General features: G+C 62.8%; 10 protein-coding genes. 1 reads left to right on the forward strand and 9 read right to left on the reverse strand.

Annotation, left to right across the window (positions count from 1 at the left end; genetic code table 11):
- Nucleotides 1-10: 10 nt before the first annotated feature.
- The 6 genes from E3T50_RS07970 to E3T50_RS07995 all read right to left on the reverse strand — a co-directional run bounded on the left by E3T50_RS07970 (nucleotide 11) and on the right by E3T50_RS07995 (nucleotide 7,998).
- Nucleotides 11-1,939, reverse strand: coding sequence for an ABC transporter ATP-binding protein (locus tag E3T50_RS07970; RefSeq protein WP_134551340.1), 1,929 nt, complete (start codon nucleotides 1,937-1,939; stop codon nucleotides 11-13).
- Nucleotides 1,940-2,011: 72 nt separating this feature from the next.
- On the reverse strand, nucleotides 2,012-3,991 hold the full coding sequence (locus E3T50_RS07975; protein WP_134551341.1) for an HAD family hydrolase: 1,980 nt from the start codon (nucleotides 3,989-3,991) through the stop codon (nucleotides 2,012-2,014).
- Nucleotides 3,991-5,058, reverse strand: a complete 1,068-nt coding sequence (locus E3T50_RS07980; protein WP_166784235.1) for an ABC transporter ATP-binding protein — start codon at nucleotides 5,056-5,058, stop codon at nucleotides 3,991-3,993. Before E3T50_RS07980 ends, E3T50_RS07975 begins: the two co-directional genes overlap by 1 nt.
- Nucleotides 5,055-5,930, reverse strand: a complete 876-nt coding sequence (locus tag E3T50_RS07985) for an ABC transporter permease (RefSeq protein ID WP_134551343.1) — start codon at nucleotides 5,928-5,930, stop codon at nucleotides 5,055-5,057. Before E3T50_RS07985 ends, E3T50_RS07980 begins: the two co-directional genes overlap by 4 nt.
- Nucleotides 5,918-6,745 carry an ABC transporter permease gene (locus E3T50_RS07990; protein WP_134551344.1) on the reverse strand — a complete coding sequence of 276 codons (828 nt, stop codon included), beginning with the start codon at nucleotides 6,743-6,745 and terminating at the stop codon, nucleotides 5,918-5,920. Before E3T50_RS07990 ends, E3T50_RS07985 begins: the two co-directional genes overlap by 13 nt.
- Nucleotides 6,746-6,858: 113 nt before the next feature.
- A complete protein-coding gene (locus tag E3T50_RS07995; protein WP_134551345.1) occupies nucleotides 6,859-7,998 on the reverse strand; it encodes an extracellular solute-binding protein in 1,140 nt (379 codons plus the stop codon).
- A gap of 292 nt (nucleotides 7,999-8,290) precedes the next feature.
- On the opposite strand from E3T50_RS07995, the gene E3T50_RS08000 reads away from it, so the two are divergent.
- Complete coding sequence (locus tag E3T50_RS08000) at nucleotides 8,291-9,022, forward strand: GntR family transcriptional regulator (RefSeq protein WP_166784236.1); 732 nt, start codon at nucleotides 8,291-8,293, stop codon at nucleotides 9,020-9,022.
- Nucleotides 9,023-9,085: 63 nt separating this feature from the next.
- On the opposite strand, the gene E3T50_RS08005 is transcribed toward E3T50_RS08000, so the two are convergent.
- The 3 genes from E3T50_RS08005 to E3T50_RS08015 all read right to left on the reverse strand — a co-directional run bounded on the left by E3T50_RS08005 (nucleotide 9,086) and on the right by E3T50_RS08015 (nucleotide 12,662).
- Entirely contained in the window at nucleotides 9,086-10,060 is a 975-nt protein-coding gene (locus E3T50_RS08005) for a carbohydrate ABC transporter permease (RefSeq protein WP_134551347.1), read from the reverse strand.
- On the reverse strand, nucleotides 10,057-11,190 hold the full coding sequence (locus E3T50_RS08010) for a carbohydrate ABC transporter permease (protein WP_134551348.1): 1,134 nt from the start codon (nucleotides 11,188-11,190) through the stop codon (nucleotides 10,057-10,059). Before E3T50_RS08010 ends, E3T50_RS08005 begins: the two co-directional genes overlap by 4 nt.
- A 152-nt stretch (nucleotides 11,191-11,342) precedes the next feature.
- Nucleotides 11,343-12,662: an ABC transporter substrate-binding protein gene (locus tag E3T50_RS08015; RefSeq protein WP_134461911.1), complete on the reverse strand. Its 1,320-nt coding sequence runs from the start codon at nucleotides 12,660-12,662 to the stop codon at nucleotides 11,343-11,345.
- Nucleotides 12,663-12,876: the final 214 nt, after the last annotated feature.

A 12,876-nucleotide genomic window follows, 5' to 3' on the forward strand; every position in this document is an offset into this window, starting at 1 on the left:
GAACGTATCGCTAGGGGGCCGGGAGGCGCTCGGGGGAATCCGTCACGGGGCTCGCGGTGATCTGGCGGGCGTAGAGGCTCGCGTAGACGGCGCCGCGGGCGAGCAGTTCGGCGTGGGTGCCGCGCTCCACGATGCGGCCGGCATCGACGACGAAGATCACGTCGGCCTCGACGATCGTCGAGAGACGGTGCGCGATCGCAATCGTGGTGCGACCATGGCTCGCGGTGTCGAGGGCTGCCTGCACCACGCTCTCCGAAATGGAGTCGAGCGCGCTCGTCGCCTCGTCGAGGATGAGCACCGGCGGGTCTTTCAGCAAGACGCGCGCGATGGCGATGCGCTGCTTCTCACCGCCGGACAGCCGGTAGCCGCGCTCCCCGACCATGGTGTCGTACTTCTCCGGGAAGGAGTCGATCGTGTCGTGGATGTTGGCGGCGCGGGCGGCCGCGATGAGCTCAGAATCCGTTGCCTCGGGTTTGGCGTAGCGCAGGTTCTCGGCGATGGTTGCGTGGAACAGGTAGGTCTCCTGGCTCACGATACCGATGTGGGAGACGAGCGACTCCTGTTGCAGGTCGCGCACATCCACCCCCGAGAACAGCACACGGCCGGCCGCGGCTTCGTAGAAGCGCGGAATCAGGTACGAGACGGTGGTCTTGCCGGCCCCCGACGGCCCCACAAAAGCGGCGAACTGGCCCGGCTCGATCGTCAGTGACACATCGTCGAGGGTCGGGCGCGCGTCACCGCGAGCGTCCGGGTAGGCAAACCGCACCCGGTCGAACTCTACCCTGCCTCGAGCCGCGCCGGCCGACGGCACCAGAGCAGCATCGGGCTTGTCGCTGATCGCCGGCTTCAGGTCGAGGTATTCGAAGATGCGCGCGAACAACGCAGACGAGGTCTGCAGGTCGAGGGCGACCCGCATCAGACCGAGCAACGGAAAGATCAGCCGAGCCTGCACCGTGGTGAAGGCCACGATCGTGCCGGGCGTGACATCGGTCGTGCCATTGAACATGAGCGCCCCCGCGACGAGGTAGACGATCGCAGGAATGGCCGATAGGAACACGCTCACCGTGGCGAAGAACCACTGGCCGCTCATCTGCTGACTCACCTGCAGGCGCACCTGATTGCGGTTCTCTTCAGCGTAGCGTTCGATCTCGTTCTGCTGTCGGGTGAAGCTCTTCGACAGGAGGATGCCAGACACGCTCAAGGTTTCCTGCGTGATGGCGGTCATGTCCGACAGCGATTCCTGCGTCTTGCCGGCAATGCGCGCCCGCACCTGGCCGACGCGGCGCTGGGCGAACACCAGAATGGGCATGAGTACCACCGCCACGATCGTCAGCTGCCAGTTCAGCAGCAGCATCGCCACGAAGGCGGCGATCACCGTGACGGTGTTGCCGAGGATGCTCGAAATGGTGTTGGTCAGCACCGTCGCGACGCCACCGACATCATTTTGCAGCCTCGACTGAATGACACCGGTCTTGGTCTTGGTGAAGAAGCTCAGTTCCATCGCCTGCAGGTGGGTGAACAGCCGCACGCGCAGGGCGCCCATGACCTTGTTACCCACCGTCGCCGTCAGCCAGGTCTGCCAGACGCCGAGCAGCGCATTGACCAGGAAGACGCCGAGCATGAACGCCACCAGCACCCCGAGCACCGAAAGGTTGGGAGTGCCGCCGGCCGGAAAGAGGCCGTCGTCGAAGGCGCGTTGGGTGAGGAGCGGCGGCACCACCGAGAGGGCGGCGCTGACCAGAACCAGGACGACGGTAACGATGAGGGTGCTGCGATGCGGGGAAAACAGCGCAAAAATACGCTGCAACAGGTGCGGGATGCGCGGTGCCTCGGCGTTCTCGGCTCGCTGCGCCGCGGCATCCGCCCCGCTCACCCGGCCGCGTTTGATACCGACGGCCGGCCGCGACCCGAAACTTCCCGACCCGTGCGCTGAACTCATCTTCTTATTTTAGGTGCAGCGGCAGAGACTACACGGTGAGGCGGACGTCCCCGTTCGGCCCGGGACCCTCCGTCACTTCCACGCTAACCGAGCCGCGACAGCTGCGTGGTCGGTCGGCCAGGCATTCTCGAGGTGGTGGCCCAGAATATCTGCGCCCGGGCCGACACGCTGCTTTCCCTTGGCGCTGAGTATCGGGGGTGCCGCGCCCACTATCTCAGCGGCGACGGTGAACGCCTCTAAAGCGCGCGCGCCGCGGCTAAAGATGAAGTCAATCCGGTCTCGAGGCTCCTCACCAGCCGGGATGATAGGGGACCACGTGTGTCCGGGCACGGCATCAACATCGGGATGAACGACTCGAAATGCATCGGCGTACCCTGCGATCTCGAGCATGCGTGAGGCGGGCCACTCGACGCTATTAGCGCGGTGCCCCGGCTTCCAGTCCAGATGCGAGGGCACGTTGAAATCGCCCATGATGAGAATTGGATCCTGTGCAGACACGATGCCCTCGCTCTCGAGCCGACCCTGCTCCGACAAGATTTCCGAGAGCTGGGCTGTGCGCCGGCGTTCGCCTCGGCTTGCGAGGGTGTAGCGCGCAGGAATACGTGCATCGTCGGCAGTGTACGGGCCGTAGTCCGCATGCCACAGGTGCACTGACCACACCGTGACAGCGCCTTTCGGTGTGAAAACGGTGGCACAGGTAGCGAACGAATCGGTCTCGGTGTGATGAAGTGACAGGGGATACGGGCTTATCACCGCTGTGTCATGACCCTGTTGAGCGATATTCCAACCCATCGCTGCCGCCAACTGACGACCATGAGCCCCGAAACACTCCTGCAGGGCCACGATCGAGTGGGGAAATTCTTGAAGGTAGGCGACCTGCTTGGCATGCCCGTCGTTGGAGTGACATCCGCCGAACCAGAGATTCCAGGTCATGGCGGCCACACCCTGCTCCAGCATTTTTGGAGAGGGCACAGCGGGCGCGGCCATCTCCGACGCTGCCGCCTGCGCCACACACACATTGGTCCCAACCGCGAATTCACCGGTCCGCCCATTCCATTCCGGTACTAGCCCGTCCGTCACCAGCAGAAAGCGATAGGCCCCGTCCGGAAGGTGGGCCAGATCCAATGATAAAGATTCCCTGTCGGTCAGCGCCGAAGCCGCTGCCACGGGTGGGCTTTCCGGCAGTTCGTTCCACCGACAGTCTTTCTGCGCGTAAACCTGCACACGCGCCGCTTGTTCGGCCGAAAACGTGCACTGCACGGTCAGAGTCGAAGTCGCAGCGTCAAAGGAGCCGACGGCGAGGGCGGACGGCTCGAAATGCTTGGGCTTGTCCCGTTCCACGTTCAGGGCCCAATCGACGAGTTCTTCTTCGAGCAGTGTGTTGTGCCGCACGTGGCAGCCGAGGACCACTGCCGGGTCGGCGTTGACGCCGACGACGAGCAGACCGGCGCTCGTGGCAGCCAACGCCCCCACCGCCGAGTCTTCGAAGGCGACGGCCGTCTCTGCGTTTACCGAGGGAGCGAGTTCTCGTAGTTTGCGCAGGGCAGCCACGTACAGATCGGGAGCTGGTTTAGCCGCCGATACCTCATCCCGGGCGACAGAACAGGTGATCAAGGTGTGCACACCAATACGCTCCAGAATCTGATCGAGCAGCGCACGCGGGCTGTTCGATGCGACCGCGACGGGGAACCTCGCCGCGAGTTCGCTCACCAGGGCCACGGCTCCCGGCATGGCGATCGCCTCCTGGGCGATTAGTGCTTGAAATTCTTCGGACAGCGATTCTGCCAATTCACCCACCATGGGAGCCGGGAGCCCGGCAGCCTCGAAAATCGTCACGAGCCGCGCGGCCACGTCATCTATTGCGCCACCACGAAACCCGGCCAAATCGGTCAGGGTTGTGCCGTGCGCGTTCGCGCAGGCATCCACGGCGCGAAGCCACAGGTCTTCGGTGTCCGCGAGCAGTCCGTCGCAATCAAAGATAATCGCGGATGCTGCGTCCGGCAGCAAGCTCACGCTCACGTCGATACAGGTGTTGAGAAATTGGGCTTGCATTATGCCTCCACTCGAAGTGCCGGACGCCCCGTGAGGCGAACGCGAACTCGTAGGCCGATCGGCAACTCGGTGACGCTGGCCGACGGAACGTCGACCTTGATCTCGGAACTTCCGCGACTAATGCTGCCCTCGATCTTGGCCGTGATGCGAGTCGTTGCACCTCGGTAAACGTGGGAAACGATGTGGGCACATCCGCGGTCGGACTCCTCAAGCATGAGCAGTTCGGGCCGCACATAGAGCAAATCACGGTCGCCCTCACGGAGGGGCACCCAGAGATCAGGGATGGCCGCGCCGCGGGCGACGGCAAGCTGGTTCGTCGTACCGACGAAACGAGCAACGAAATCAGTACTCGGTTGGTCGTAGAGAACTCCCGGCTGGTCAATCTGTTCGATTCCACCGCCCCGCATGACCGCGACCCGATCGGCCATCGCGAGCGCTTCATCCTGGTCATGAGTGACGAAGAGCATCGTGATTCCGAGCCGGAGCTGCAGGTTGCGAATCTCCTCCCGAAGCGAAGAACGCACCCTGGCATCGAGCGCCGACAGCGGTTCATCCAAGAGCAGTACCCGCGGCTCAACCGCGAGGGCTCGTGCCAGCGCAACGCGCTGTTGCTGCCCGCCGGAGAGCTGGGCCGGAAACCGGTCTGCGTAACCGGGCAGCCCGACCAGATCGAGCAGAGAGGTGAGTTTCGCTACCCGCCTGGACTTGCTTTCGCGTCGCACGACGAGCCCGAACGACACGTTGTCGGCCACACTGAGGTTTGGAAACAGACTGTAGGACTGAGACACCATGCCGATGCCGCGACGGTGGGCCGGGACCCGCAACACATCGCGCCCGTCCACCGTGAGAGTACCGCTCGACGCGGTCTCGAACCCGGCGAGAATACGCAGTGCTGTTGATTTTCCGCAGCCAGAAGGGCCGAGCAGCGCCACGAATTCCCCGGGTTCGACAGTGAGGTCGAGGCCAGTGAGCACGGTGGTGTCACCAAACTTCTTGCTCACCGCGGTGTACTCGATACGCGCCGCCGTTGTACCTCGGAGGTGAGCGGTTGCTGCTGTAGACGTCACGATTCGTGTCCTTTCAAGGCCAGGGTGCGCGCAGGGGCTGCGCGTCCGGCGAGTACCGTCATGGCGATCAACAATGCCCAGGTGAGGGCGTTGATGAGGAGGGACATGGAAATGGAAGCGCGAAAGTTGGATCCGGCGATTTGGGTGAGCCAGACCGGCAGAGTTCGATAGCCAAGCGTCACCGCCACCGTATATTCACCCAGACACAGTGCTATGCAGAAAAAGGCACAGAAGATCACCGGCCCCTTGATGTTGGGCAGGATGACCCGCCGGAGCACTGTGGCGCCACTCGCACCGAGCGAATGTGCGCTCTCGACCAGGGTGCGCAGGTCAATGGTGCGCAGACCAGCGTCGAGCGATCGAAATACGAACGGCAGGGTCAAGACAATGTAGCTGCCGACCAGAACGACGGGCAGGTCGGGGTTTTGAAGCAGCTGGCTTATCTGAGCTGGCACGGAACCGCGACCGAAACCGGCCATGCTGCGCAACACCGTGACCAACCCGGCCGCTAGAGCGATTGAAGGTACGACGAGAGGAATCGTGCAGACGATCTCGATGATGGGGCGCCACCGTGGCGCCCGAAGGTGGAGATAGACCATGGTCGGGACCATAAGAGCCAACAGCGCCACAACGGTCAGAACAGTGATGAGCAGCGTCAGCGAAAGCGCACCGGGAAACCCCGGGTCGCGTACCGATTCTAGATACGGCTCAAAAGTGAATCCTGCTGTGGGCACGTAGATACTGAAGACGAGAGCGCACAGCATTGGCACCGTGATGTAGAGCGCCATCAGGATGATCAGGGCCCAGCCGAGCCTCGGCGCCACGACACGGAGACCCCGAGCCGCGCGCGTCTCCCGACTCACTTGAACCATTTCAGACTCCGTTTCTGCAGGGGCATGTAGATGAGTAAGACGACCAGGGCCACGACGATCATGTTGACACCCAGTGCCATGGCCACATTCTCCTGGCCAGCCAGATTGCCACCGGCCAGTCCACTGTCGATGCGCAGGCTAATGAGGGGTACTCCACCGCCTCCGATCAGGGCCGCGGCCGACGCGTGGGTCGCAAATGACGCCCCGAAAAGTAGGACGAAGCCGCTCAGAATCGCTGGAGTGGCGATTGGCAAGCCAATTTTCTTCCAGAACTGCCAGCTGGTTGCCCCCACGGAGGCTGCCGCCTCCTTCCACTCCACGCGCAGGCCGGCCAGGGTGGGCAGAACAACCATGACCATGGTCGGTATCAGAAAATACTGATACATCAGGATGAGTCCGCCGCTGCTGTAGAGGGTGAAGCCGAGGTCTGTTAGCGACAAAAGTTCTGTGATGATGCCCGCGTTACCGACCGCCGCAATGAAGGAGAAAGCGAGAGGAACGCCTCCGGAATTGGCCAGCACGCTCGTGAGTACGGTGACCACCGCGGTGAGTTTCCTGGAGCGCGTAGTGACAATGGCCTGCGCGAGGGCCAGACCCATGATGCCGCCGACCAACGCCGCGATCACGCTTATCTGCAGGCTGTTCTGCATTGCGTCCCAGGACGCGCCCCGAAAACTGGCCGCAAAGTTGGCCAGGCTGGGTACGTAGTTCCCCGGCTTGTTCACGTCGGCCACCCGGAACGCCGACAGCACAATACCGCACACCGGCACGCCCAAAAAAAGCGCTATGAAGACAAGGAAGGGGATGAGCCCCATGCACGAAGCGCCGACCCGGTGTTCGGCCCGGGCCTGCAACGAACGAATGCGATACGTTGCCCGAGCGATCGAACCAGGGACCGAGGGGGCGTTCCTCCTGGCCACCGTGGGGGTCACGAGGCGACCGCTGCGTCCCACTTCTCAGCGAGGAGCAGGTTGGCAGCGCTGCGCTGGGCTTCAGACGGAAACTCGAATCCGTTCATGACGGTCGGGAGCTTGTCAGCCGCGGCCGTGTCGACAGCACCGGACTGGACCAGGGCCTCGAATCGCACGGGTCGGGTGTAGCCATTGAGCAGGATGTTCTGGCCCTCGTCGGAGTACATGAACTCGATCCATAGGCGTGCAGCAGCGGGGTGCGGGGCGTCCGCGTTGATTGACGCGGCGTAGTAGGACGCCATGGTGCCGTCGGTCGGGATGACAACCTGGAAATCGACCCCAGCCGCGGCTGTGTCATCGGCCACGGCCAAATTGAGGTAGTCCCAGTTGATGATGATGGGGGTTTCACCGGTTTCCAGGGTGCCGGCGTTGGCCGCGACGGGAATGAGAATGCCGCTGGCCGACAACTCCGCCATGAACTCGATACCGGGCTGGATGTCGTCGAGACTGCCGCCCATCGCCATCGCTGCGGCCCAGACTGCGTTGAAGCCAGACTCGCCCTGGGCGGGATTTCCGGTGAGGGCGACCTTCCCGACGTACTGCGGGTCATCGAGTTCGGCGAATGAGGTGGGACACACCGCGACTGCGGCCGCATCACACCCGATGGTGACATAGCCGCCGTACTGGTTCGTCCACATGCCCTCGGCATCCGTGAGTGTCGGGTCAATGTCAGCGACCGTCGCGGGACGATATTCGGCCAGGAGTCCCTCAGCACTCGCGCTGTTGGCGAAGGAAACTCCAGTGTCGAGGTAGTCAAGGGACCGGCTCTGGCCGATGCGGTTCTTGATGGCGTTGACCTGATCCTGACTGGAACCGGCCGAGGTGTCATTGTCCACCTCGATACCGTAGGTTGCCGTGAATTCCTCAATCAAGACGCCGTAATTCGCCCAGTCCGGATATAGGCCCATGACGTTCAGAGTTCCTTCAGCCTGCGCAGCGCTCACGAGACTGTCCAACCCACCGCCGCTCTCGACGGAGGTCGCGTCCGCCCAGTCGACGTCCCCGGCAGCGTCGGTGGAGGTACTTGTACAACCAGACAGGCCGAGTGCGCTGACAAGCAGGACTGCGGGCAGGTAATGGCGGCGCGACATGTTCATTGAAATCCTCTTCAGCCAGAATGATCGTGTACGAGTGGGTCACCGACGGAGACTCCCAAGGCGAAAGGTCATCGTTCACTACGACTTATCTAGTGAACTTTGGTCCTTGACGATTGAAGTTCACTAGAGAAGTTTGGCCGGGATGGGTAGATTGGGTGACGAAAAGGTAAACGCTGGATGAACCCCCCGTACGTGAGGCCGGTCCGGTCACCCCACGGTGCGGTGACACAATACTTTGGAAGGTGAACCAGGCCGGGCTGTCGGAGCTGGGCCGCACACAGTGAGGTTGGGCGTGGCGAGGTATCACGACATCGCAGAAGCCATTCGAGGGGCGATCACCCGGGGGCTCTACGCACGCGGAAGTCAGCTGCCCAGCGAACGTGTGCTCTCCGAAGAATTCGCCGTTGCTCCCGGTACTATCCGGCAGGCACTGGGCGAGCTCGAAACCGAGGGGGTTTTGGCCTCCCGCCGCGGAAGCCGGCGCACCGTCATCGGTGAGCCCCGGTCGGCAGGGACGTTTGAAGAGTTTCGGAGTTTTGCCCAATGGGCGTCGTCGCGCGGGCGCGTACCGGCTGGCCAGGTCATCTCGGCGGTGTGGCAGGACGCTTCGCCGCTCGACCGCGAGGCACTTCGGTTACCGACAGCTGCTCGCGTCTTCTGTGTCGTGCGGGTACGCCTGCTTGACGGCGATGCCATCATGGTGGAGCGCACCCGCTACCGGGATACGGTCGGCGCCGAGGTGGAGCGGATTCCGTCCGACTGCCCGTCGGTGACTGCCTGGCTTGCAGCGACGGCCAAAATCACCTTCTCCCGCGCGGAGCATCAGTTTTCCGCCTGCCCGGCAGGGGCGGAAGATGCCCGGCTGCTCGATGTGCGCCGCGGATCCCCGATGCTCATGCACAAACGGATGAGTTTCAGCCGCGACGGCGTGCCGCTGGAGAGGTCGGTCGACCGCTACGTCGCCGACACGATCAGCCTCGTGGTCGACAACTCCCTGAACGCCAACGCCTTGCGCTGGAAATGACTGCGGGGGCATCGTGCCGGAGTTGGCCCCCGGCATCCATTCACCGGAGCGCCACCAGCTCGGCTAGCCCTTGGTCGACCCGGCGAGCAGGCCGCGCACGAAGAAGCGCTGCAGCGAGAAGAACACGATCAGCGGAACCAGAATCGACAGGAAGGCACCGGCTGTGAGCAGATGCCAGTCCTGCCCACGGGCACCGGAGAGTTCGGCGAGTAGTTTGGTCATCGGGGCGACCGCACCGTCCGCGAAGATCAGCGCCACCAGCAGGTCGTTCCAGACCCAGAGAAACTGGAAGATGGCGATCGACGCGATGGCCGGCATGGTCAGCGGCAACACGATGCGAAAGAAGATCTGCCCGTGGCCGGCGCCGTCGACCCTGGCCGCTTCAATGACCTCGCTCGGAATCTCCGAGACGAAGTTGTGCAGCAGGTAGATGGCCAGGGGAAGAGCGAACATGGTGTGCGCAATCCACACCTGCGAATAGCCGCTGCCGGGGTTGAGCGCCGCGACGACCGGGAAGCCAAAAATAGTGCCGCCGGAGAAGAATTGCAGCAGCGGCACGAGGGCCATCTGAATCGGCACGATCTGCAAGGCAAAGACGCCGATGAACATGACGTTCTTGCCTCGGAAGTCAATCCAGGCGAAGGCGTAGGCGGCAAGGCTGGCAATCATCAACGGGATGAGTGTGGCCGGCAGGGTGATCGCGATCGAGTTGATGAATGACCCAGCCAGATTGAGCTGGCTGTTGCCCGCGGCCAGAGCCGTCGTGTAGTTGTCGAAGGTGACCCCGGTGTTGGTGAAAATGGTCCACCAACCGGTGGTGCGCACCTGCTGCGCCGGCCGGAAGGACGACACCAGCAGGCCCAGGGTGGGGATCGACCACAGCACCGCGATGATGAGCGCCCCAATGGTCGCTCCGCGGCTGGTCAGCCGTTTCTTGGTGTTGCGGGCGATGGGCGACTCCATCCGGCGAACGCCGCGTCGGAGTCGCCGCGTGGTCTGGGCGTCAACGGGAAGTCTTACGGGCATGACGGAGCTCATCGGATTTCCCTCTGCTTCTTGATCTGGCGGGCGTTGTAGACGACGATCGGCAGTACCAGCAGGAACAGCACCAGGGCGAAGGCGGCTGAGCGGCCCTGCTCGAAGTTCTTGAACTGGGTGTACATTTCGTTGGCGACGACGCTGGTCTCGTTGGACCCGGCCGTGGTGGTGCGCACAATGTCGAAGACCTTGAGCGACACGATGGAGATAGTCGTCAGAACGACGACGAGGGCGCTGCGGATGCCGGGGACGGTCACGTTCACGAACTGCTCCCAGGCGTTGGTGCCATCGAGTTCGGCCGCCTCCATCTGCTCGGTCGGCACGCCCTTGATGGCGGCAGACAGCACCACCATGGCGAACCCGGTCTGTACCCAGATGAGAATCACGATAAGAAACAGGGTATTGAACGGGGACACCGACAGAAAGTCCACCGGCTGCCCGCCGAACATGACCACAAGCTGGTTCAGCAGGCCGATCTGCTCCTGGTCGGCCGGGCGGGCCGTGTAGACGAAACGCCAGATAATGGATGCTCCCACCAGGGAGATGGCCATCGGCATGAAGACCAGAATCTTGAAATACTTCTCACCGCGGCTCTTGTCGATGAACACCGCGTAAGCGAGGCCGGCGATGGTCGAGATGGTCGGAACGATCAACACCCAGACAATGGTGTTGAGCACGATGCGCACGTTCTCGGGCTGGGTGAAGATCCAGGCGAAGTTGTCCAAGCCAACGAACCGGTCACCGCGAGCGCTCATGAAGGCCTGCACCGTGGTCTGAATGGTGGGAATGACCAAGCCGATGCCGAGCAGGATAGCGGCCGGGGCGAGAAAACCGACCAGCTGGAACAGGTAGCCGGCACCCGTGCGGGAGCGGTAGTCGATGTAGAAGAAGCCGAGTCCCAATACGCCGGCGCCGATAATGGCCCAGGTGTAGGAGTTGGCAACCAGCAAAATCAGCAGTGGTGCCAGAACGCAGACGGCAAGACGAATGATCGTGTAGCCCCGGCCAGAGCGTGGGGCGATCTCGACGAAAAACAAGATGGCACCAACAACGACACCGAACGCCAGGATGATGATGGGGACTTGTGCCAGCGCTGGTAATTGCGCCAGCCAGGAGAAGAAAGCGGACATCTGAAACCTTCCGAGTACGACAGTAAACCCTGGTATTCGCCCGACAACCGGTGAAAACGTATCGATAACGCACACCTGCCACGCACGGTGTGCCGCCCGGTATTCGAAGCGGGCGGCACACCGTTTTCATGCCTGAGTGATGGCTGTTCCAGCTAGCTGGACGGCCAGCCCGCTTCGATGCTCGTGAGCACCTCGTCGGTCGGTGTGCCATTGATCCAACTGACCATGCCCTTCCAGAAGGTTCCCGATCCCACAGCGCCCGGCATCAGGTCGGAACCGTCAAAGCGGAAGGTGGTTTTCGGGTCCTGCAGGATGGTGATCGCTTGTTGCAGAATAGGGCTCGTTGCCTTGGAAGCGTCCAGGCCCTTGTTCGCGCTGATCACGCCGCCGAGACCGACCCGGCTGTTAGCCCAGTCAGCGCTCGAGAGGTATTCCAGCACCTTCTGGGTGTCGGCGTCATCGGAGAAGGCGCCGACAATCTCGCCGCCGCCGGTGACCGTCTGGCCACCCGCCTTGACCGAGGGAGTGATGAAGGCCCAGACGTCGGCGTCCGGTCCGACCTGTCCGCCAGCATCCGTGATGAATCCATCGAAGAAGGAGGCCTGGTGGGTCAGCGCGCAGGTGCCGTTGGAGATGGGGGTGGCCACATCTCCGAACGGGGTGCTGTTGATCGACTTGACGTCGCCAAAGGTGGCATTGACGTAGCTGGGGTTGAGCAGAATCTCACCGAGGGAGTCAAAGGCACCCTTGATGGCCGGGTCGGTGAAGGGGATCTCGTTGGCGACCCACTTGTCGTAGGTCTCGGCGCCGGCCTGGCGCAGCACGAGGTCTTCGACCCAGTCGGTGCCGGGCCAGCCGGTGGCGTCACCGGAGCCGAAGCCGGCGCACCAGGGAGCCGCACCGGTCTTTTCCTGGATGGTCTTGGTGACGGCGAGCAGTTCGTCCCAGGTGGTGGGAACTTCAACGCCCCACTCCTTGAATTTCGCCGGTGAGTACCAGACGAAACCCTTGACGCTGGCCATCAGCGGCGCGCCGTACAGGGTGCCGTCCACCGTGCCGTAGGCCTTCCAGTCGGCCGACCAGTTCTTGTCGACATTAGCCGCGACGGCGTCGGGTGCTGCCTTGAGGAAATTGCGGGAAGCGAGGTCCTTCATCAGCCCGGGCTGCGGGAAGATGGCGATATCGGGAGCGTTGCCGCCCTGCGCGCGGATTGAGATCTGGGACTCGAATTCCTTCGACGATTCGTATTGAATGTCGATCTTGTTGTCTTTCTCCCACCCGGCCCAGGACTTCTCGAGGAGCTGGGCTTCGGTGTCGGCGATCGTGCCGTAGACGGTGACGACGCCATCGCCCTTCGCGCCCGAGTCGGCGGTGGTGGCGCCGGGTCCGCCGGAACAACCAGCCAGTGCCAGACCAGCTATCGCCGCCATGGCGATCGGTGCTGTAAATCGACGGTGCAGGGAAGGCCGCATCTTGGTTCTCCTCATTGAGTGGTGTCGGATCGTGTAGAGCGAATGCGAATGGTGGATAGAGCTGGCGGTGCCCGTGGGAACAGGGTCTCGTGCATGAATCTCGGGAACCGGTTCCAGATCATAAAGTATGTCACCTCTTGAGGGATGGCAAGTCCAAGAATGTAACGGAATGGCAAAGATCCCAGCCACAGTGTTGGGCGGTGTCCGAGTTTAG

It is taken from the genome of Cryobacterium gelidum (assembly GCF_004403985.1).
Classification (GTDB): Bacteria; Actinomycetota; Actinomycetes; order Actinomycetales; family Microbacteriaceae; genus Cryobacterium; species Cryobacterium gelidum.